Genomic DNA, 20,123 nt, shown 5'->3' on the forward strand with positions numbered 1-20,123 from the left:
TATGTGATGTGCTGGGACCGATGTCGGTTGTGGCAAGCGCATCCGACATACGACAGGCGCCACAGTCACGGCAGGACCACGGCACGGACACAGCCGTGACCACGGCACGGACACAGCCGTGACCACCGCACGGACAGCCGTATCAACCGCACGCCCATCGACTCGTAACAGCACACCTCACGGGGGGCAGTACGAGGGAGGGGAGCCACCATGGCATCGGACCACATCCGCCGCTGGGAGTCGGGAGCCCTCGCGCACGCCGTCACGGACCCCTTCGGTCTGGGGCCCGTCCCCTGGCTGCGCGGCAGCGAGACCTACTTCGACGACACCGGCCACGTCGTCCCCTGGTACGTGGACCCGAGCAGGCCGCAGCCCACCAGCGAGAACCCGCGGATCCCGGCGCCCCGCGCCGCCACCGGCGGCCCGCGCTCGGCGGACGACGTGCACCGCCAGATCAAGGGGTTCACCTCGACCGGCGCGGTCGCGCCCGGCGAGGCCGTCGACTTCCACATCACCGTCGACCCGCCGCAGGAGTTCAGCGTCGACGTCTACCGCATCGGACACTACGGCGGTGACGGCGCCGCCAAGATCACCACCAGCCCGCGGCTGTCCGGCATCGTCCAGCCCCCGCCGCTGGCCGCCGACCGCACCGTCTCCTGCCACCACTGGTGGCTGTCCTGGCGGCTCCAGGTCCCCTCGTACTGGAGCGTCGGAGCGTATGTCGCCGTCCTCACCACGGCGGACGGCTACCGCTCCCACGTCCCCTTCACGGTGCGCGACGACCACCGGGCCGACCTGCTGCTCCTGCTGCCCGACATCACCTGGCAGGCGTACAACCTCTACCCCGAGGACGGCCGCACCGGCGCCAGCCTCTACCACGCCTGGGACGAGAGGGGCCGGCTGCTCGGCGAGGCCGAGGCGGCCACCACCGTCTCCTTCGACCGGCCGTACGCGGGCGCGGGCCTGCCCCTGCACGTCGGCCACGCCTACGACTTCATCCGCTGGGCCGAGCGCTACGGCTACGACCTCGCCTACGCCGACGCCCGCGACCTGCACGCCGGCCGCGTCGACCCCACCCGCTACCGGGGCCTGGTCTTCCCCGGCCACGACGAGTACTGGTCCCCGCAGATGCGCCGGACCGTGGAACTGGCCCGCGACAGCGGCACCAGCCTCGTCTTCCTCTCCGCCAACACCATGTACTGGCAGGTGGAGCTGGGTCCCTCCCCGTCCGGGGTCGCCGACCGCCTGCTGACCTGCCGAAAGCGCCGGGGCCCGGGCAAGCCGGTGCTCTGGCGCGAGATCGACCGGCCCGAGCAGCAGACCGTCGGCATCCAGTACGCGGGCCGGGTCCCCGAGCCGTCCCCGCTGATCGTGCGCAACGCGCGCCACTGGCTCTGGGACGCCACCGGCGCCCACGAGGGCGACGAACTGCCGGGCCTGGTGGCCGGCGAGGCCGACCGCTACTTCCCGCGCACCGCGCTCCCCGAGCACGAGGAGCGCATCCTGCTCTCCCACTCCCCCTACACCGACAACGACGGCGCCGTGCGCCACCAGGAGACCTCGCTGTACCGCGCGCCCTCCGGCGCCCTGGTCTTCGCCTCCGGCACCTTCGCCTGGTCCCCGGCCCTGGACCGACCCGGTCATGTCGACGCCCGGGTGCAGCGTGCCACCGCCAACCTCCTGGACCGCATCTGCAAACACGACTGACCCGTGCGGGTGCCCGCGCAGCCCCCGTGTCCGCGACCGGCCGGGCATACGGGAGAATCGAGGGCACCTGTACAGAACCACGGGGAGGAACCGTGTCCGGATTCGTCGAAAAGCCCGAGCCCCTGGAGGTGCCGGGTCTGGTGCATCTGCACACCGGCAAGGTGCGCGAGCTGTACCAGAACGCGGCCGGTGAACTCGTGATGGTCGCCAGCGACCGCATCTCGGCGTACGACTGGGTACTGCCGACCGAGATCCCCGACAAGGGCCGGGTGCTCACCCGGCTGTCCCTGTGGTGGTTCGACCAGCTCGCCCACATCGCGCCCAACCATGTGCTGAGCACCGAGCTGCCCGAGGGCGCCCCCGCCGACTGGGCGGGCCGCACCCTGATCTGCAAGTCCCTGAAGATGCTCCCGGTGGAGTGCGTGGCCCGCGGCTACCTCACCGGCTCCGGCCTCGCCGAGTACCAGGAGTCCCGCACGGTCTGCGGCCTCGCCCTGCCCGAGGGCCTGGTCGACGGCTCCGAGCTGCCTGCCCCGATCTTCACCCCGGCCACCAAGGCCGAGGTCGGCGAGCACGACGAGAACGTGTCGTACGAGGAGGTCGCCCGGCAGGTCGGCGCCGAGACGGCCGCCCAGCTGCGCCAGGCCACCCTCGCCGTGTACGGCAGGGCCCGGGACATCGCCCGGGACCGGGGGATCGTCCTGGCGGACACGAAGTTCGAGTTCGGCTACGAGAACGACACCCTCGTGCTCGCCGACGAGGTGCTCACCCCGGACTCCTCGCGGTTCTGGCCGGCCGACGAGTGGCAGCCGGGCCGCGCCCAGCCGTCGTTCGACAAGCAGTTCGTGCGCGACTGGCTGACCTCGGCCGAGTCCGGCTGGGACCGCAGGAGCGAGCAGCCCCCGCCGCCGCTGCCGGAGCGGGTGGTCGAGGCGACCCGCGCGAAGTACATCGAGGCGTACGAGCGGCTGACCGGCCAGAGCTGGTCGTAGCGCACCGAGGGGCTCTCGGAGGAGCTCGAAGGGGTACGAAAAAGGCCCCGGTCCGATGGACCGGGGCCTTGTCCCGAGCGGACGACGAGGCTCGAACTCGCGACCTCAACCTTGGCAAGGTTGCGCTCTACCAACTGAGCTACGTCCGCATGCGCCGTGGCGCGAGAGCAACTATACCCAACCTCGCTCCCGTGCGAGACGCACTGCCGTATGCCGGTTCTCCGCACCGAGCTTGGTGACGGCCGAGGAGAGGTAGTTCCGCACGGTTCCCGGCGACAGCGCGGCCCGCTCGGCGATCTCCGCGACCGGCGCCCCGTCGGCCGCCAGTTCCAGCACCTCGGCCTCCCGCGCGGTCAGCGGCGAGTCCCCGGCGGAGATCGCGTCGGCGGCCAACTCGGGGTCGATGTAGCGGTTTCCGGCGTGCACGGTCCGGATGATCTCGGCGAGCCGCTGTGCGCTGACCGTCTTCGGGACGAACCCCCGCACCCCCGCCGCGAGCGCCCGCTTCAGGTGCCCGGGCCGGCCGTGACCGGTGACGATCAGCACCTGGCAGCCGGGCAGTTCGGCCCGCAGTGATGTGGCGACCTTCACACCGTCCGCCCCCGGCATCTGGAGGTCCAGCACCGCCACATCGGGCCGGTGGGCCCGTGCCATGGCCAGCGCCTCGGGCCCGCTCGCCGCCTCCGCGACGACGGCCAGGTCGTCCTCCAGGCCGAGCAGCGCGGCCAGCGCGCCCCGGATCAGATGCTCGTCGTCGGCGAGCAGCAGCCGCACCCGGGACGCCATGAGGTGACTCCGCTCACACTCGTGTCGGCCGCCGTACGGCCGGACAGCGGTACCGAGGCCACCAGCCGGAACCCGTCCGTCCCCACCGGCCCCGCCTCCAGCGTCCCGTCCACGCCCGCGAGCCGCTCCCGCAGCCCGGCGAGCCCGGACCCGCCGCGTCCGTCGCCCTCGCCGGGACGCGGCCCGGCCCCGTCGTTCTCCACCGTCAGCACCACACACCCCTTCCGTGTCCGCAGTCCCACCGCGCACCGTCCCGCGTCCCCGTGCCGCAGCACGTTGGTCGTCGCCTCGCGCACCACCCAGCCGAGCGCCGACTGCACCTCGGCGGGCAGCCCCGCGGTCTCGCCTGTCACCTCGCAGGAGATCCCGGCCGCCGTCAACACACCCTGTGCACCCGCGAGTTCGGTGCCGAGGTCGGCTTCCCGGTACCCGCGCACGACATCGCGCACCTCCCGTTGCGACTCCTGCGCGATGCGCTGCACCTCGATCATCTGCTCGACGGCCTCGGGGCGTTCGCGACGGGCCAGCCGGACCGCCAGTTCGCTCTTGAGGGCGATGACGGCGAGGTTGCGGCCGAGGACGTCGTGCAGATCGCGGCCGAACCGCAGCCGCTCCTCGGCGACGGCGAGCCGGGCGCGGGTCTCGCGGGCCTCGTCGAGTTCGTAGACGGCGTCCAGCAGCCAGACGGAGAAGACCGAGGCGAAGGCGAGGAACGTCCCGCCGAGGAACACCACGACCCCGGTGACCAGCGCGGCCGCCCCGGGACGGCCGAACGCGAAGGAGACCGCCCCGGCTCCGCACGCGAAGCCCGCGACGAGCGACAGCACCCGCTTGCGGTCGCGCACCGCGAGCGCCATGGTCCCGGCCCCGAAGGCGAGCACCCCGGTGAAGACGCTGCCGCCGGCGGCGTCCAGGTCCGGGCCCGAGCCGTGCCCGCGCAGCACGAGGGCGACGACGGCGACGGCGTACGTCGCCGCGCCGAGCACCCACAGCAGCCGCACCGGCCGCTGTCTGCGGCCGCGCGTCCAGTCCAGGGCCCGGGAGGCGGTCAGCGCGCAGAGCAGCGCGTGGCCGACGACGGCCGCCATCAGCCGGCCCGCGACCGCCGGGTCCGCCTGGGCGAACACCGGCAGCCCGATCGCCGAGACCTCGATCAGCGCGAAGAAGTGGAACGACCACCGCGTGTACGTCTCGACCTTGGCGGGTGTGGTCTTCCCCCGCCACCAGCCGCCTGCCCCGCTCATCCCGGTCCCGTCCCTCGTCCTCAGCGCCGGGGTTCCCAGCGGAACCACCGTCGTACAGCAAACACCGCGACCACGGTCCAGGCCAGCGCGGTGAGGACCGCCGCCAGGGCCTGGCCCGCACCGAGTTCGCCGGTCCAGCCGCCGCGGACCAGGCGGACGGCGGGGGAGAGCGGGAGCAGTTCGCAGACGGCGGCGACCCGGTCGGGCAGGAGGTCCGCGGGCAGGGCGATGCCCGAGCCCAGCATCGACACGAGGACCAGGGGCAGCGCGGTGACCTGGGCGCTCTCGGTGGTCCGGGTGAAGGCGGAGGTGAGCGCGGCGAGCGCGGCGCTCAGCAGCAGACCGAAGAGCAGCCCGAGCAGCGTGAGGTACGGCGCCTCGGGCGCGCCCGCGTCGAGCAGCACCGCGCAGCCGGCGCAGAGCAGGAGCGCCTGGGCCAGGCCGAGGCAGACGGCGGGCAGCGCGGTCCCGGCGAGTATCTCGGCGTCGGTGGGCTCGCCGGTGCGCAGCCGTTTGAGGACGAGTTCCTCGCGGCGCGACACGAACGCGCCGACCAGCGAGTTGTAGACGGCGAAGAGGAACGAGAAGCCGGTCGCGGCGGTCAGCATCAGGGTGCCGACGCCCACGTCCCCGAGTCCGCCCTGGTCGATCGCGGGCCGCACCGTGAACGGCAGCGCCAGTGGTACGAGCAGCGCGGTGAGCACGGCGCCGCGACTGCGGGCGAGCAGGGTGAGTTCCGCCCGGGCCAGGGCCCGCAGCCGTCGCCCGGACGGGGCGAGGGGCCGCGCCCGCGGGCCGGTGCGGGGCGCCGTCCCCGTGAGGTTCCCGGTCATGCCGCCAACTCCTTCTCCCGCGCGATTCCCAGGAACGCCTCCTCCAGCGAGGCCGACCGCACGTCGAGGCCATGCAGCTCCACCCGTGCCGCCTCAGCCCAGACCAGCAGCCCGGTGGCCGCCTGTTGCAACTCGCGGGTCCGCAGCCGTACGACGTCCCCGTCCATCTCGTGTCCGCACACGCCCAGCTGGCCGAGCGGCGGCAGGTCGCCCAGGAAGTAGCCGCTCGGCAGCCGGAAGGAGATCCGGGAGGGCTGGGCCGCGGTCACCTCGGCCGGTGTCCCGGTGGTCGCGATGCGCCCCCGGTGCAGGATGGCGAGCCGGTCGGCGAGGTCCTCGGCCTCCTCCAGGTAGTGCGTGGTGAGCAGGACGGTCGTCCCACAGTCGCGCAGGGCGCGCACCAACTCCCAGGTGGCGCGGCGTCCTTCGGCGTCGAGCCCGGTCGTCGGCTCGTCCAGGAACAGCACCTCGGGCCGGCCGAGCAGCGCGAGCGCCAGGTCGAGGCGGCGCCGCTCGCCGCCGGAGAGCTGCTTGACCCGGACGTCCGCCCTGCCGTCGAGCCCGACCAGCGCCAGCGCCTCCCCCTGGGGGCGGGCTCCGGTCGTGCAGCCGGTCCACATCCGTACCGTCTCGCCGACGGTCAGCTCGGACGGGAAGCCGCCCTCCTGGAGCATCACGCCGGTGCGCGGCCGTACGGCGGCCCGCTCGCGGTGCGGGTCGTGGCCCAGTACCCGCACCCGGCCCCCGCTCGGCGGTGCGAGTCCCTCCAGCAGTTCGACGGTCGAGGTCTTTCCGGCGCCGTTGGTGCCGAGCAGTGCGAAGACCTCCCCGCGGGCCACGGAGAAGGTGATGCCGCGGACCGCTTCGAACCCGCCCCCGTAGACGCGACGGAGATCTGTGACCTCGATCACGTGTTCGTGTTCGTTGTGTGCCATGGGACCAGCGTTCCGGCGGTCGGCGTCCGGCGGCAGTGCGCGGTGTCATCGCCCGCCATGACAAATGTCAGATGTCGAAGACCGCTGGGGCTCGGGACACGAAAAAACCCCAGTCATGCGACTGGGGTTTCTTCTTTGAGCTGGAGCGGACGACGAGGCTCGAACTCGCGACCTCAACCTTGGCAAGGTTGCGCTCTACCAACTGAGCTACGTCCGCACTGCTCCCGACCGGCTCCCACCGATCGGCGCAAGCACCAGCCTACCTGATCCACAAGCATGATCAGGACCGGCGGTGCAGAGCGGGTGACAGGAATTGCACACTGCGCCTTCCCCCTGGAAGGGGGATGTTCTACTACTGAACTACACCCGCATGTACTTCGGGGTTCCGGCCTTTCGGCCTTGCCCCTCGGCGTGCTCCAGACATTAGCTGATCAGCAGGGGGGTAGCGCAAGTCGGCTGCCTCCAGGGGTGGCTGACGCACCCTGGGGCAGCCGGCCGGCTCCTCACTGCGCGGCGCTGAACGCCTCGTACACCTTCTTCGGGATACGGCCGCGCGCCGGGACGTCCATCTTGTTCGCCTGGGCCCAGGCGCGGACGGCCGCCGGGTCGGGGGCGACCTCCGTCTGCTTGTACGCCTTGCCCGACTTCGACCGCTTGCGGCCGGCCACCACGTACGGCTCAAGGGCCTTGCGCAGTTTCTTGGCGTTGGCTTGATTCAGATCGATCTCGTACGACCTGCCGTCGAGTCCGAAGGCGATCGTTTCCGCCGCTTCCGAGCCGTCGATGTCGTCAAAGAGAGTGACCACGACCTTCTGCGCCACGAATATCGGTCCCTTCGTGTGGCACGTCTATACAGCTCATCACAGCTCAACGGTGATGCGGCGATGACGTGCCGAGTATCGGCTATTGCCAATTCATTTGTACAGTGCCTGGCAATACAAAGTGAAGCCCGACTAAATCCGTCCGCGTGTCCCCCGCGCAATAGATGTCTCGGGCGAACCCGGGGAACTTTCCCAGAACTTTTCGTGATGATCCCCCGCTGTCACCCGATCGTGATGCGCCTCACGTAGTTTCCTACAACTCTACTCGCGTAGAAATTTGGTGCGGGTAGTCTGAAGACACCGGTCGGAGACGCCGACGGGTATCTGCTCAGCAGCCAGCACCACAACACCGGGAGTGCCAGTGGCACGCGTCGTAGTCGACGTCATGCTCAAGCCGGAGATCCTCGACCCCCAGGGCCAGGCGGTCCAGCGTGCGCTGCCGCGCCTGGGTTTCGAAGGCATCTCCGACGTACGTCAGGGAAAGCGATTCGAACTGGAAGTTGACGGGCCGGTCGACGAGGCCGCGCTCGCCCGCATCCACGATCTTGCGGAATCCTTCCTCGCCAACACCGTGATCGAGGACTTCACCGTCAAGGTGGAGGAAGTGGCGGAGGCCGCGAAGTGACCGCTCGTATTGGCGTCGTCACTTTCCCGGGAAGTCTCGACGACCGGGACACCCAGCGCGCGATCCGCCTCGCGGGCGCCGAACCGGTGGCCCTCTGGCACAAGGACAAGGACCTCCACCAGGTCGACGCGGTCGTCCTCCCCGGCGGTTTCTCCTACGGCGACTATCTGCGGGCCGGCGCCATCTCCCGCTTCTCGCCGGTGATGGAGTCCGTCATCGAGCAGGCGAAGACCGGCCTCCCGGTCCTCGGTATCTGCAACGGCTTCCAGATCCTCACCGAGGCGCACCTGCTCCCGGGCGCGATGCTCGGCAACAACCACCTCCACTTCATCTGCCGCGACCAGAAGCTGCGGGTGGAGAACGCGGGGACGGCCTGGACCGGCGACTACCGCGAGGGCCAGGAGATCCACATCCCGCTGAAGAACATGGACGGCCGGTACGTCGCCGACGAGTACACGCTCGACCAGCTGGAGGCCGAGGGCCGGGTGGTCTTCCGCTACGTGGACTTCAACCCGAACGGCTCGCTCCGCGACATCGCCGGTATCACCAATGAGGCGGGCAACGTCGTCGGCCTGATGCCGCACCCGGAGCACGCCGTGGAGCCGCTCATCGGCACCGGCCGCACCGACGGCCTCCCCTTCTTCACCTCGATCCTCAAGAAGCTGGTCAACGCATGAGCCGGACGCCTCTGGACACGGTCGAGCACGCGGCCGCGACCCCCGACGTCGAGCTGCCCTGGGCCGAACTCGGTCTGAAGAAGGACGAGTACGAGCGGGTCGTGGAGATCCTCGGGCGCCGCCCGACCGGCGCCGAGCTCGCCATGTACTCGGTCATGTGGTCCGAGCACTGCTCGTACAAGTCGTCGAAGGTGCACCTGCGCCAGTTCGGCGAGAAGGCCCCGCAGTCCGACGCCCTCCTCGTCGGCATCGGCGAGAACGCCGGTGTCGTCGACGTCGGCCAGGGCTACGCGGTCACCTTCAAGGTCGAGTCCCACAACCACCCGTCCTACGTCGAGCCCTACCAGGGCGCGGCCACCGGTGTCGGCGGCATCGTCCGCGACATCATCGCCATGGGCGCCCGCCCGGTCGCGGTCGTGGACCCGCTGCGCTTCGGTGCCGCCGACCACCCCGACACCAAGCGCGTGCTGCCCGGCGTCGTCGCCGGCATCGGCGGCTACGGCAACTGCCTGGGCCTGCCGAACATCGGCGGCGAGGTCGTCTTCGACGCCTGCTACCAGGGCAACCCGCTGGTCAACGCCGGTGCCATCGGCGTCATGCGGCACGAGGACATCCACCTCGCCAAGGCCTCCGGCGCCGGCAACCAGGTCATCCTGTACGGCGCCCGGACCGGCGGCGACGGCATCGGCGGCGCGTCGATCCTTGCCTCCGAGACCTTCGACGACGCGAAGCCCTCCAAGCGCCCCGCGGTCCAGGTCGGCGACCCCTTCCAGGAGAAGCTCCTCATCGAGTGCACCCTGGAGGCCTTCCGGGAGAAGCTGGTCGTCGGCATCCAGGACCTCGGCGCGGCCGGCCTCTCCTGCGCGACCTCCGAGCTCGCCTCGAACGGCTCCGGCGGCATGACCGTCACCCTGGACGACGTCCCGCTGCGCGACTCGACGCTCTCGCCCGAGGAAATCCTCATGAGCGAGTCGCAGGAACGCATGTGCGCGGTCGTCGAGCCGGCGAAGGTCGAGCGGTTCCTGGAGATCTGCGCCAAGTGGGACGTCATCGCCACCGTCATCGGCGAGGTCACCGACGGCGACCGCCTGGAGATCTTCTGGCACGGCGGGAAGATCGTCGACGTCGACCCGCGCACCGTCGCGCACGACGGCCCGGTCTACGAGCGCCCGTACGCCCGCCCGTCCTGGCAGGACGAGCTCCAGGCGGACGACGCGAACAAGCTGGCCCGCCCGGCGTCGGCCGAGGAGCTGAAGGACCAGGTCCTCCGGCTGGTCGGCTCCCCGAACCAGGCCTCCAAGAAGTGGATCACCTCGCAGTACGACCACTTCGTGCAGGGCAACACCGTGCTGGCGCAGCCCGAGGACTCGGGCATGATCCGCGTCGACGAGGAGAGCGGCCTCGGCGTCGCCATCGCGACCGACGGCAACGGCCGCTACGCCAAGCTCGACCCGTACACGGGCGCGCAGCTGGCGCTGGCCGAGGCCTACCGGAACGTGGCGACGACCGGTGCCAGGCCGCTCGCCGTCTCCGACTGCCTGAACTTCGGTTCGCCCGAGGACCCGGCGGTGATGTGGCAGTTCGCCGAGGCCGTGCGCGGTCTGGCGGACGGCTGCCTCCAGCTGGGCACCCCGGTGACCGGCGGCAACGTCTCGCTCTACAACCAGACGGGCGAGGCGGCCATCCACCCGACCCCGGTCGTGGCGGTCCTCGGCGTGATCGACGACGTCGCGCGCCGGACGCCGGTCGCCTTCCAGGAGGAGGGGCAGCTGCTCTACCTCCTCGGCGACACCCGTGAGGAGTTCGGCGGCTCGGCCTGGTCCCAGGTCGTCCACGACCACCTCGGCGGCCTGCCCCCGAAGGTGGACCTGGAGCGGGAGCGGCTGCTGGCCGAGATCCTGATCTCCGCCTCCCGCGACGGCATGATCGACTCGGCCCACGACCTGTCGGACGGCGGTCTGGTCCAGGCGGTCGTGGAGTCGGCGCTGCTCGGCGGCAAGGGCGCGCGGCTGGTCGTACCGGACGGGCTCGACGCGTTCACGTTCCTGCTCTCCGAGTCGGCCGGCCGCGCGATCGTCGCCGTGCCGCGCTCGGAGGAGGTCCGCTTCAACGACATGTGCGGTGCGCGCGGCCTGCCGGTCACCCGCATCGGTGTCGTCGACGGCGACACGGTCGAGGTCCAGGGCGAGTTCAGCCTCACCCTGGCCGAACTCCGCGAGGCGCACGAGGGCACGATCGAGGCCCTGCTCGCGTAACCCGCACCACCGCGACGGCCCCGCCTGCACCGACAGGCGGGGCCGTTCCGCGTCCGCACGGAGTGATCCGGCCGGCTGTTCCGCATCCGGCCGGGGGCCGGTCGTTCCGCATCCGGCCGGGCGGCGTACGCCGGCGGTCGCGGCGTGCCGGAGGGGGCTCCGCGATGCCCCCGTCCGCTGCCCGTCGGCCGCCGCGGACTCCGGCCGTACCGCTCGCGGCGGACCCCCGGCCCTGCATAGGCTCACCGGCATGCCCCAGGCCAAGAAGCGTGTGCGCAGTTACGATCCGGCGCGGACGCGCGCCGCTGTCCTCGCCCAGTTCGGCCATGTGCGGGAGGCGGTCCGGGGGCTCACCCCCGAGCAGCTCGCGCTCCCCACCCGGCTCGGCACCTGGACCGTCCGCGACCTGGCCGCCCACCTCGGCATGGCGGTCACCGCGGTCCACCGGGCCCTGGCCGAACCCGCGCCCGCCAGGGCCGACACGGCACCGCTCGACTGGCCCTTCCGGACCGCCCGCAACGCCACCGCCATCGCCGAGTTCACCGGTCGCCTCGCCGCCGGACACCCCGACCTCGACGCCTACCTCGCCGACATCGACCTCGGCTTCCGCGCCCTGCTCGCCGAGCACCCCGGCACCCGGCTGCTCGCCACCGGCGCCGGCGCGATGTCCCTCGACGACTACCTCGTCACCCGGACCGTCGAGCTCGTCGTCCACACCGACGACCTCGCCGCGGCCGTCCCGGGCCTCGACGTGCCCTACGACCGGCAGGCCCTGGCCGCCTGCACCCGGCTGCTCGCCGACGCGCTCGCGGTGAGGGCGCCCGGCGGCTCCACCGAGGTGCGGGTGCCGCCGTACGCCGTGGTGCAGTGCGTCGAGGGGCCCCGGCACACCCGGGGCACCCCGCCGAACGTCGTCGAGACCGACCCGCTGACCTGGATCCGGCTGGCCACCGGACGGCTGGGGTGGCCGGAGGCGGTGCGGGAGGCCGAGGTCAGGGCCAGCGGGGAGCGCGCCGACCTCGGCCCCTACCTGCCGCTGATGGGCTGAGCGGACCGGTCCGGGGAACCGGTCTCCCGGTGCGATCCGTCGAACCAGCATGTACAGGTACAAGTGGCGCATGATCCTCGCGGCGGCCACCGTCCTGTTCGCGGTGGCCTGCGGCGGCGGGCGGACGGACACGGGGAGCGGTTCGGTGGGCGACGCGCAGCAGGTGACCGGTATCGACTGGACCGTCGACAGCGTGACCGTCGACGGCAGCACCCTCCGCGCCCCGGCGCACGCCCATATGAAGATCGACGACGGCCGGGCCGCCGGCAGCTACGGCTGCAACCAGTTCAGCGCGACCGCCCTGGTCACGGACGGCCTGCTGCGGCTCAGCCACGCCCGGACCACCCGCATGGCCTGCGACGACGCCCGGATGACCTTCGAGCGGGCGCTCGCCCGGACGCTCGCCGCCGGACCGCTCACCACGACGGTCCAGGGCCGGGAACTCACCCTCACCACCCCCGGCGGCGACCGGGTCCAGCTGTCCAGGAAGTGACCTCCGGACCCCCGAATGATGTGCGACACCTCACTCACGGATACCGTGTGAGGGGGTTGCGCCGGCACCGGCACAGCTGGGCGGCCCCCTTCTGGAGCTTCCTCCCGCCGCGCTGACCAGCGGAAATGGAGAAAGCCACAACAGCGGCCGCCGTCGTAGATCCATTACGGCCGTGTATCCCCAATTCGGACCAGTGGTCGATCTCGCCTACACTCGGTGGCGTGCCACGTGGTGACGGTCTCCTCAATCACGATCTGCTCCCCGGTGAGAAAGGCCCCCAGGACGCATGCGGCGTCTTCGGTGTCTGGGCTCCCGGTGAAGAGGTCGCCAAGCTCACGTACTTCGGGCTCTACGCCCTCCAACATCGGGGCCAGGAATCCGCGGGTATCGCGGTCAGCAACGGCTCCCAGATCCTCGTCTTCAAGGACATGGGGCTGGTCTCCCAGGTCTTCGACGAGACCTCCCTCGGATCGCTCCAGGGTCATATCGCGGTCGGTCACGCCCGCTACTCGACCACCGGTGCCTCCGTCTGGGAGAACGCCCAGCCGACGTTCCGTGCCACCGCGCACGGCTCGATCGCGCTCGGCCACAACGGCAACCTGGTCAACACGGCGCAGCTCGCCGAGATGGTCGCCGCCCTCCCCAAGGACCACAACGGCCGCTCCACCCGGGTCGCGGCCACCAACGACACCGACCTGCTCACCGCGCTCCTCGCGGCCCAGGTCGACGAGGACGGCAAGCCGCTGACCATCGAGGAGGCCGCCCACGCGGTCCTCCCGAAGGTGCGCGGCGCCTTCTCGCTCGTCTTCATGGACGAGCACACCCTCTACGCGGCCCGTGACCCGCAGGGCATCCGCCCGCTGGTCCTCGGCCGCCTGGAGCGCGGCTGGGTGGTCGCCTCCGAGTCGGCCGCGCTCGACATCTGCGGCGCCAGCTATGTGCGCGAGATCGAGCCGGGCGAGTTCGTCGCCATCGACGAGAACGGCCTGCGTACCTCCCGATTCGCTGACGCGAAGCCCAAGGGCTGTGTCTTCGAGTACGTGTACCTGGCCCGCCCCGACACCGACATCGCCGGGCGCAACGTCTACCTCTCCCGGGTGGAGATGGGCCGGAAGCTCGCCAAGGAAGCCCCGGTCGACGCCGACATGGTGATAGCGACCCCGGAGTCCGGAACGCCGGCCGCCATCGGCTACGCGGAGGCCTCGGGAATTCCCTTCGGCAACGGTCTGGTCAAGAACGCCTACGTCGGCCGGACCTTCATCCAGCCCTCGCAGACCATCCGGCAGCTGGGCATCCGTCTGAAGCTCAACCCGCTCAAGGAAGTCATCAAGGGCAAGCGCCTGGTCGTCGTCGACGACTCGATCGTGCGCGGCAACACCCAGCGCGCGCTGGTGCGGATGCTCCGGGAGGCGGGCGCGGCCGAGGTCCACATCCGGATCTCCTCCCCGCCCGTGAAGTGGCCGTGCTTCTTCGGCATCGACTTCGCCACCCGCGCGGAGTTGATCGCCAACGGCATGAGCATCGACGAGATCGGCACCTCGCTCGGCGCCGACTCCCTGGCGTACATCTCCATCGACGGCATGATCGAGGCGACCACCATCGCCAAGCCGAACCTGTGCCGTGCCTGCTTCGACGGCGAGTACCCGATGGAGCTCCCGGACCCCGAGCTGCTCGGCAAGCAGCTCCTGGAGACCGAGCTGGCCGCCGGTCCGGCAGCCACGGCCGCGGCCGACGCGATCCGTCGCCCGTAAGCCCCGTCATCAACCCGAAAGATCCCAGGCAATGTCTGAGAGCCAGCCCTCCGGTGCCTCCTACGCGGCTGCCGGTGTCGACATCGAGGCGGGCGACCGCGCCGTAGAGCTGATGAAGGAGTGGGTGAAGAAGACGCAGCGCCCCGAGGTCCTCGGCGGCCTCGGCGGCTTCGCCGGCCTCTTCGACGCCTCCGCCCTCAAGCACTACGAGCGCCCGCTGCTCGCCTCCGCCACGGACGGCGTGGGCACCAAGGTCGACATCGCCCGGCAGCTGGGCGTGTACGACACCATCGGCCACGACCTGGTCGCGATGGTCATGGACGACATCGTGGTGTGCGGTGCCGAGCCGCTGTTCATGACCGACTACATCTGCGTCGGCAAGGTCCACCCGGAGCGGGTCGCCGCCATCGTCAAGGGCATCGCCGAGGGCTGTGTGCTGGCCGGCTGCGCCCTGGTGGGCGGCGAGACGGCCGAGCACCCGGGTCTGCTGGGCGCGGACGACTTCGACGTCGCCGGCGCCGGTACGGGCGTCGTGGAGGCCGACCGGCTGCTGGGCGCGGATCGTATCCGTACGGGTGACGCGGTGATCGCCATGGCGTCCTCCGGGCTTCACTCCAACGGGTACTCCCTGGTCCGGCACGTCCTGCTGAACCAGGCGGGGCTCGCGCTCGACGCCCGTGTCGAGGAGCTGGGCCGGACCCTCGGCGAGGAACTCCTGGAGCCCACCAAGATCTACTCGCTGGACTGCCTGGCGCTGATCCGCACCGCCGAGGTGCACGCCTTCAGCCACGTGACCGGCGGCGGACTCGCGGCGAACCTGGCCCGGGTGATCCCGGACCACCTGCACGCGACGGTCGACCGCGCCACCTGGACCCCGGGTCCGATCTTCGACCTGGTGGGCCGGACCGGCCAGGTCGAGCGGCTCGAACTGGAGAAGACGCTCAACATGGGCGTCGGCATGATCGCGATCGTCCCGCAGGAATCGGTGGAGGTGGCGCTCGCCACACTGGCCGACCGCGGTGTCGAGGCCTGGGTCGCCGGCGAGATCACGGAGCGCGGCGCGCACACCACCGGTGCGGAACTGGTGGGGGACTACGCCTGACGCGCAGCACGAAACCCGGTCCGGCGATGTACGCCCCGGACCGGGTAGGTGCAGTTGCTACGTGAACTGCTGGGAAGTGGTACGTCAAGCACCGCGACGATGCTGGGACGTGGGACCGGACTGGTCGTCCTCGTCCCCGTCGTCATCGTCGTCGTTGTAGAGATCCGCGTACTGGGCGTACGGGTCGTCGTCCTCGTCGTCGTCCTCGAACGGCTCGCCGTTCGGCGGCTGGCTCGAAGTCGATGCGCCCAGCTCGCTGGCCAGACGTGACAGATCAGTCCCACCGCTGTTGTACTTCAGCTGGCGGGCGACCTTCGTCTGCTTGGCCTTGGCCCGGCCGCGCCCCATGGCTCGACCCCCTCGGTGACGGGGCTCGACGGCCCCAGAGTCTGACACGCGTTCATGATCCGGAACGGGCTCTCCTCGGAGAGACCGGTCCGTAGGGCTTCCACGGTACCTGAGCCCGCGCCCATACGGTACGTCGCCCGCACCACGCGCCTGCCCCGATGACCCGCGAGGTGCCCCGTCCCCGCTGGTCAACGACGATTTTAACCACTTCCTGGCGGGCGACCCGCCGACGAACGTGAGAGTTCTCTCCAACCGTCCGCCGGCAGGTACCGAAAACGTGTCCGGAAACCCGGCGTTCGATCAGCGGCCGTCCGCCGTTCTCGCTTCGTGCATCCGCTGTTCGGCGATCCGGTCGGCCGCGGCGGCCGGCGGAATCCCGTCCTCCTTCGCACGTGCGAATATGGCCAGCGTGGTGTCGAAGATCTTCGCCGCCTTCGCCCTGCACCGGTCGAAGTCGAACCCGTTCAGTTCGTCGGCGACCTGGATGACCCCGCCGGCGTTCACCACGTAGTCGGGCGCGTAGAGGATGCCGCGGTCGGCGAGGTCCTTCTCGACGCCGGGGTGGGCGAGCTGGTTGTTGGCCGCGCCGCACACCACCTTGGCGGTCAGCGCCGGCACGGACTCGTCACTCAGGGCGCCGCCGAGCGCGCAGGGGGCGTAGATGTCCAGGCCCTCGACGCGGATCAGCGCGTCGGTGTCGGCGGCGACCCGCACCTGCGGGTGGCGGTCGGAGATCCGGCCGACGGCCTCCCGGCGCACGTCGGTGACGACCACCCCGGCGCCCTCCTCCAGCAGGTGTTCCACCAGGTGGTGGCCGACCTTGCCGACGCCCGCGATGCCGACGGTGCGGCCGCGCAGCGAGGGGTCGCCCCACAGGTGCTGGGCGCTGGCGCGCATGCCCTGGTAGACGCCGTACGCGGTGAGCACGGAGGAGTCGCCGGCGCCGCCGTTCTCGGGGGAGCGGCCGGTGGTCCAGCGGCACTCGCGGGCCACGACGTCCATGTCGGCGACATAGGTGCCGACGTCGCAGGCGGTGACGTAGCGGCCGCCGAGCGAGGCCACGAAGCGCCCGTAGGCGAGCAGCAGCTGCTCGGTCTTGTCGCGCTCGGGGTCCCCGATGATCACGGCCTTGCCGCCGCCGTGGTCGAGCCCGGCCATGGCGTTCTTGTACGACATCCCGCGCGCGAGGTTGAGGGCGTCGGCGACGGCCTCCTCGTCGGTCGCGTACGGGTAGAAGCGGGTGCCGCCGAGGGCGGGGCCCAGCGCGGTGGAGTGGATGGCGATGACGGCCTTGAGGCCGCTCTTGCGGTCCTGGCAGAGCACGACCTGCTCGTGACCGCCCTGGTCCGAGTGGAACAGGGTGTGCAGGACGCCGCTGGAAACGTCGGTCACTGTGGTGACTCCCGGTTGTGTTCGGCGGGGTGGAAGCTCGGCTCCCCGTACAGGTGGCGGGTGCCGTGGCATGAGCGTAGGGCTCCTGCCGACCCACCATCCGTGCAGTGTTCAGGATCACTCTCCCGTGCCCTGTGCGCACGTATGAGCGTGGGACGATCTGCTGGGGTTTCCCGGGCCGGCGACGGCACGGGTTCCGCTGTTTTCGAGCCCGGTCCGATGGGGAGGGAGCAGGCGTGCCCAAGGTGTCCTCGGTGGTCGTCCCCTACGCGACGTACCTGCGTGTGTACGAGCCGCTGGCCGCCTTCCCGGAGCCGGAGCGCGGTCACTGGACGCGCTATGCCCGCCGCTCCGACCGCCCCTCCTACCAGGACGAACTCCGGCGCTCCCTGGCCGACTTGCTGCCCACCCCGCCGGTCCCGGTGCCGGTGCGGGAGAGCGCGGAGGCCTTCGTCCTGGAGGTCGACGGCGTGGTGTGCGTCTGCCCGTGGCGGACCCGGCTGCGCGGCTGGCAGGCCCTCCAGGAGCTCTCGGACGAGCTGCCGGGGACGGTGCTGGACGCGATGCTGCCGCCGGTGGTGCGCCGCCAGGCCACGATGGACTACGAGCGCTGGCTGGTCCGCAACCCCGACTGCCGGCCCTGGATCCGGACGGCGACCTGGCAGGTGCCGCTGAACTGGTTCGTGCTGGTCTCCGACGAGGAGCGCCGGTACGAGAAGGGCACCGGCGAGATCCCCCCGATGCTGCGCTACCGCACGCCGATGGTGCAGGCCCGGCGCCGGGTGGCCCGGGCGCTGCGCACGCTCAGGGACACGGTCGAGGAGGGGCCGCTGATCGACGGTCTGGTGGACGTCGGCCGCTGGCTGGAGGAGTTCCACCCGCGCTCCCTGGTCGAACTCGACTACGGCGGCCTGGTGCACGCGCTGCCGGCCGGGGACCTGGAGGACGACCACTCGGCCGCGGACGTGGCGGCCGGCATCGAGGCGCTGCGGCAGGGCGACGGGTCCCGGGCCGGTGAGGCGTACGGCCGGCTGGTGGCGCGGTGGCGGGCGGTACGGGACCGCAGATCCGCGAATTGAGTCCGGGTCTGAGCATTCTTGCCGAGTGATCCGTACAAAGTGTCGGGTTGTCTGATGGTGTGACAGTCGGATGACACCTGGGTGACGTGTAAGTGGTGAGTGATGTACATCACGGCCTGGACGGCGTGAAACAACGTACGTTGACGGCACTTCAGTGACCGCACGGGACGTTGGTCCCGATCCGGGCTTTTGCGTCAAGGGTGACGGACCGCACTTACACGGCTCTTGCGCCTCTTGCCACTCCTCGTGCCAAAATAGGACAAGGAGTCCGGGGAGGGCTCCTTCCGTCCAGATGTGGTGCACTGTGGGCGGAATCTCAGCATTGCACGCGCCTTGGGGGGTCTGATGACTCCGGATCGTCCTGTGACTGATCGTCACAGTGGTGTGACTGTCCGCTATGGCATGGTCCATCGGCTTCCGCGGCTGATGACTACCTGGGAGGGCAATTCCATCGGTTTGGCCGACGCGGCTGGACGGATGGTGTAGTTGTAGTGCCGAGGACAAGCCGTTCGTCCTATAACCGACTCGACTCGCGTCCGCCATTTCGGGCAACGCGGGTCAAGGTGCAGAATTTAGAGGAAAGAACCGAGAAGGTTCGGTTCTCCCGAGGAGGCCGCTCATGACCGCTCGCACCCCTGATGCCGAGCCGCTGCTGACCCCGGCTGAGGTCGCCACCATGTTCCGCGTCGACCCCAAGACGGTCACGCGGTGGGCGAAGGCCGGCAAGCTCACGTCGATTCGCACGCTCGGCGGACACCGCCGTTACCGCGAGGCTGAGGTCCGCGCTCTGCTCGCGGGTATCCCGCAGCAGCGCAGCGAGGCCTGACCAACTGAATAGCGGGCAGAACCGACCGGTCCCCCAACTGGCCGGAACGCCCGAACCCTAGCTCCGAGCGACGCGGGACCTGCCCCAACGGGGCCCACGCCCAGGCCGACAAGAACTTCACAGGCAGCGACACAGGGTGCGTCGTAGATCGCGCTGGACTCCGCCGGGTCCAGCGCGATCTTTTTTGTGCGTCCTTGGGGCCTTCTCCGACCGTAACCAGCGCCTCTGTGAGCAGCCTTGTCGGAGTCTGGGCGAGGGTGTCGGATCTGCTGTGGATGCACCCGGAACGGGCTCCGAGGCGGGTCCGGGGTGGGGTGCAATTGCACATATTAAATTGACCAGTTGTAGGAGGGGGGTAAATACCGTGGTTTCGGAAACTCGTGCAGTGACACCCGTCACATACCGCACGGGTTGTTTGTGTTGCCCCAGGTGCGCTAGAGGAGCGGCGCGAGGAGCCGTGTCCGCCACCGCCCCACGGGAGTACGGCCGTTGGGCCGACGGCGTCGCTCACGCGCCGACGGGGTCCTCGTCCGCCACGGCGTCCACGGCGTCCTCGGGGGCCTCGGCGGGGTGCGGGGCGGAGTCCATCGCCAGCCGCAGCAGGCGGTGGCAGACGGGACAGTGACGGGTCAGGTGCCGGTACGACGTGGCGGCCGCCAGATGGGCCCTCAGCAACGCCCGTGTCTCGTGCCGCGCCGAAGCCGCCATACGCCACCTCCAGAAGGGGGCCAGGGGGGAAGCGAACCCTGTCTTCTGGGTACCGAGCGAATGTGACGCCGTCAAGGGCGCGGGTCCTGCCCCCGGCCACCGGCGCGATGGCGGAAAGCGGACGTCATGGAGGGTGCGGGGCGCACCGAGAGTGAGTCCGCGACGCGAACGCCCGCGTCCCGCGCAGGCTGCGGGCCGCCTGCCCGGCGCACCGTCGCCGGCAGTACGCGAAGGCCCCGCTCCCCGTGGCGGGATGCGGGCCTTCCCCTCCGCCCGCCCCTGGCGCAATTCCCCGGTTCCCGGATACGCCCGAGGCCCGCATCCCTTGCGGGATGCGGGCCTCGGTTTCGTGCGGTCCTGACGGGATTTGAACCCGCGGCCTCCACCTTGACAGGGTGGCGAGCACTCCAAACTGCTCCACAGGACCAGGTTTCGCGGCACTTTGCCTTCGCTGTGCTGCGAGAAGGACTGTACAGGAGGGGGAGGGGCCTGGTCGAACTC

At 70.8% G+C, this 20,123-nt stretch carries 19 protein-coding genes and 4 tRNA genes; 11 read left to right on the plus strand and 12 right to left on the minus strand.

Translation table 11 applies throughout. The annotated features are described in order from the left end of the window. The first annotated feature begins 210 nt into the window (after positions 1 to 210). Both ACZ619_RS16455 and ACZ619_RS16460 read left to right on the plus strand, forming a co-directional pair. Complete coding sequence (locus ACZ619_RS16455) at positions 211 to 1,707, plus strand: N,N-dimethylformamidase beta subunit family domain-containing protein (RefSeq protein WP_469599135.1); 1,497 nt, start codon at positions 211 to 213, stop codon at positions 1,705 to 1,707. 92 nt (positions 1,708 to 1,799) lie between these two features. Then, entirely contained in the window at positions 1,800 to 2,699 is a 900-nt protein-coding gene (locus ACZ619_RS16460) for a phosphoribosylaminoimidazolesuccinocarboxamide synthase (RefSeq protein ID WP_469599137.1), read from the plus strand. A 76-nt stretch (positions 2,700 to 2,775) separates the two neighbouring features. On the opposite strand, the gene ACZ619_RS16465 is transcribed toward ACZ619_RS16460, so the two are convergent. The 8 genes from ACZ619_RS16465 to ACZ619_RS16500 form a co-directional block, all read right to left on the minus strand. Further along, positions 2,776 to 2,848: transfer RNA gene (locus tag ACZ619_RS16465), tRNA-Gly, on the minus strand. A 22-nt stretch (positions 2,849 to 2,870) separates the two neighbouring features. Further along, on the minus strand, positions 2,871 to 3,485 hold the full coding sequence (locus ACZ619_RS16470) for a response regulator (RefSeq protein WP_469599139.1): 615 nt from the start codon (positions 3,483 to 3,485) through the stop codon (positions 2,871 to 2,873). Next, positions 3,440 to 4,729 carry a sensor histidine kinase gene (locus ACZ619_RS16475; RefSeq protein WP_469599141.1) on the minus strand — a complete coding sequence of 430 codons (1,290 nt, stop codon included), beginning with the start codon at positions 4,727 to 4,729 and terminating at the stop codon, positions 3,440 to 3,442. Before ACZ619_RS16475 ends, ACZ619_RS16470 begins: the two co-directional genes overlap by 46 nt. Positions 4,730 to 4,749: 20 nt before the next feature. Continuing rightward, positions 4,750 to 5,562, minus strand: coding sequence for an ABC transporter permease (locus ACZ619_RS16480; protein WP_469599143.1), 813 nt, complete (start codon positions 5,560 to 5,562; stop codon positions 4,750 to 4,752). Next, positions 5,559 to 6,497: an ABC transporter ATP-binding protein gene (locus tag ACZ619_RS16485; RefSeq protein ID WP_469599145.1), complete on the minus strand. Its 939-nt coding sequence runs from the start codon at positions 6,495 to 6,497 to the stop codon at positions 5,559 to 5,561. The genes ACZ619_RS16480 and ACZ619_RS16485 overlap by 4 nt, the downstream gene beginning before the upstream one ends. Positions 6,498 to 6,638: 141 nt before the next feature. Beyond that, positions 6,639 to 6,714: transfer RNA gene (locus tag ACZ619_RS16490), tRNA-Gly, on the minus strand. 81 nt (positions 6,715 to 6,795) lie between these two features. Continuing rightward, positions 6,796 to 6,867 (minus strand) — tRNA-Gly (locus ACZ619_RS16495). 133 nt (positions 6,868 to 7,000) lie between these two features. Further along, entirely contained in the window at positions 7,001 to 7,318 is a 318-nt protein-coding gene (locus ACZ619_RS16500; protein ID WP_469599147.1) for a histone-like nucleoid-structuring protein Lsr2, read from the minus strand. 361 nt (positions 7,319 to 7,679) lie between these two features. Between ACZ619_RS16500 and purS the strand changes: the two genes are divergently transcribed. From purS to purM, 7 genes are all read left to right on the plus strand, one after another. After that, entirely contained in the window at positions 7,680 to 7,943 is a 264-nt protein-coding gene (purS, locus tag ACZ619_RS16505; protein ID WP_015659417.1) for a phosphoribosylformylglycinamidine synthase subunit PurS, read from the plus strand. Then, the gene (purQ, locus tag ACZ619_RS16510; RefSeq protein ID WP_469599149.1) at positions 7,940 to 8,620 is read left to right on the plus strand and encodes a phosphoribosylformylglycinamidine synthase subunit PurQ; all 681 of its coding nucleotides are present in this window, start codon (positions 7,940 to 7,942) and stop codon (positions 8,618 to 8,620) included. Before purS ends, purQ begins: the two co-directional genes overlap by 4 nt. Next, positions 8,617 to 10,875 (plus strand): phosphoribosylformylglycinamidine synthase subunit PurL, encoded by a 2,259-nt coding sequence (gene purL / locus ACZ619_RS16515; RefSeq protein WP_469599151.1) that lies wholly within the window; start codon positions 8,617 to 8,619, stop codon positions 10,873 to 10,875. The genes purQ and purL overlap by 4 nt, the downstream gene beginning before the upstream one ends. Before the next feature lie 250 nt (positions 10,876 to 11,125). After that, positions 11,126 to 11,923 carry a maleylpyruvate isomerase family mycothiol-dependent enzyme gene (locus ACZ619_RS16520; RefSeq protein WP_469599153.1) on the plus strand — a complete coding sequence of 266 codons (798 nt, stop codon included), beginning with the start codon at positions 11,126 to 11,128 and terminating at the stop codon, positions 11,921 to 11,923. Positions 11,924 to 11,993: 70 nt separating this feature from the next. Then, complete coding sequence (locus ACZ619_RS16525; protein WP_469599155.1) at positions 11,994 to 12,416, plus strand: META domain-containing protein; 423 nt, start codon at positions 11,994 to 11,996, stop codon at positions 12,414 to 12,416. 221 nt (positions 12,417 to 12,637) lie between these two features. Next, a complete protein-coding gene (gene purF / locus ACZ619_RS16530) occupies positions 12,638 to 14,167 on the plus strand; it encodes an amidophosphoribosyltransferase (protein WP_469599157.1) in 1,530 nt (509 codons plus the stop codon). Positions 14,168 to 14,198: 31 nt separating this feature from the next. Beyond that, on the plus strand, positions 14,199 to 15,269 hold the full coding sequence (gene purM / locus ACZ619_RS16535) for a phosphoribosylformylglycinamidine cyclo-ligase (protein ID WP_469599159.1): 1,071 nt from the start codon (positions 14,199 to 14,201) through the stop codon (positions 15,267 to 15,269). 84 nt (positions 15,270 to 15,353) lie between these two features. Here the strand turns inward: purM and ACZ619_RS16540 are convergent, their stop codons facing one another. Next, positions 15,354 to 15,617 carry a DUF3073 domain-containing protein gene (locus ACZ619_RS16540; RefSeq protein ID WP_469599239.1) on the minus strand — a complete coding sequence of 88 codons (264 nt, stop codon included), beginning with the start codon at positions 15,615 to 15,617 and terminating at the stop codon, positions 15,354 to 15,356. 300 nt (positions 15,618 to 15,917) lie between these two features. After that, positions 15,918 to 17,009, minus strand: coding sequence for a Leu/Phe/Val dehydrogenase (locus ACZ619_RS16545; RefSeq protein ID WP_469599161.1), 1,092 nt, complete (start codon positions 17,007 to 17,009; stop codon positions 15,918 to 15,920). A 236-nt stretch (positions 17,010 to 17,245) separates the two neighbouring features. Here ACZ619_RS16545 and ACZ619_RS16550 point away from each other — a divergent pair, with 236 nt between their 5' ends. Together ACZ619_RS16550 and bldC are read left to right on the plus strand one after the other, a co-directional pair. Further along, positions 17,246 to 18,088 (plus strand): DUF8083 family protein, encoded by an 843-nt coding sequence (locus tag ACZ619_RS16550; protein ID WP_469599163.1) that lies wholly within the window; start codon positions 17,246 to 17,248, stop codon positions 18,086 to 18,088. A 619-nt stretch (positions 18,089 to 18,707) separates the two neighbouring features. Continuing rightward, entirely contained in the window at positions 18,708 to 18,914 is a 207-nt protein-coding gene (gene bldC, locus ACZ619_RS16555) for a developmental transcriptional regulator BldC (RefSeq protein WP_003949541.1), read from the plus strand. 507 nt (positions 18,915 to 19,421) lie between these two features. Here the strand turns inward: bldC and ACZ619_RS16560 are convergent. Further along, complete coding sequence (locus tag ACZ619_RS16560) at positions 19,422 to 19,622, minus strand: DUF6274 family protein (protein ID WP_469599165.1); 201 nt, start codon at positions 19,620 to 19,622, stop codon at positions 19,422 to 19,424. Between the two features lie 352 nt (positions 19,623 to 19,974). Beyond that, positions 19,975 to 20,049 (minus strand) — tRNA-Asp (locus tag ACZ619_RS16565). Positions 20,050 to 20,123 lie beyond the last annotated feature (74 nt).

Source organism: Streptomyces sp. NPDC104367 (assembly GCF_055583825.1).

Coding starts and splice junctions, on each gene's coding strand:
- ACZ619_RS16455 (WP_469599135.1), top strand. CDS start 211: ATGGCATCGGACCACATCCGCCGCTGGGAGTCGGGAGCCCTCGCGCAC.
- ACZ619_RS16470 (WP_469599139.1), bottom strand. CDS start 3,485: ATGGCGTCCCGGGTGCGGCTGCTGCTCGCCGACGACGAGCATCTGATC.
- ACZ619_RS16475 (WP_469599141.1), bottom strand. CDS start 4,729: ATGAGCGGGGCAGGCGGCTGGTGGCGGGGGAAGACCACACCCGCCAAG.
- ACZ619_RS16480 (WP_469599143.1), bottom strand. CDS start 5,562: ATGACCGGGAACCTCACGGGGACGGCGCCCCGCACCGGCCCGCGGGCG.
- ACZ619_RS16485 (WP_469599145.1), bottom strand. CDS start 6,497: ATGGCACACAACGAACACGAACACGTGATCGAGGTCACAGATCTCCGT.
- purL (WP_469599151.1), top strand. CDS start 8,617: ATGAGCCGGACGCCTCTGGACACGGTCGAGCACGCGGCCGCGACCCCC.
- ACZ619_RS16520 (WP_469599153.1), top strand. CDS start 11,126: ATGCCCCAGGCCAAGAAGCGTGTGCGCAGTTACGATCCGGCGCGGACG.
- ACZ619_RS16525 (WP_469599155.1), top strand. CDS start 11,994: ATGATCCTCGCGGCGGCCACCGTCCTGTTCGCGGTGGCCTGCGGCGGC.
- purM (WP_469599159.1), top strand. CDS start 14,199: ATGTCTGAGAGCCAGCCCTCCGGTGCCTCCTACGCGGCTGCCGGTGTC.
- ACZ619_RS16540 (WP_469599239.1), bottom strand. CDS start 15,617: ATGGGGCGCGGCCGGGCCAAGGCCAAGCAGACGAAGGTCGCCCGCCAG.
- bldC (WP_003949541.1), top strand. CDS start 18,708: ATGACCGCTCGCACCCCTGATGCCGAGCCGCTGCTGACCCCGGCTGAG.
- ACZ619_RS16560 (WP_469599165.1), bottom strand. CDS start 19,622: ATGGCGGCTTCGGCGCGGCACGAGACACGGGCGTTGCTGAGGGCCCAT.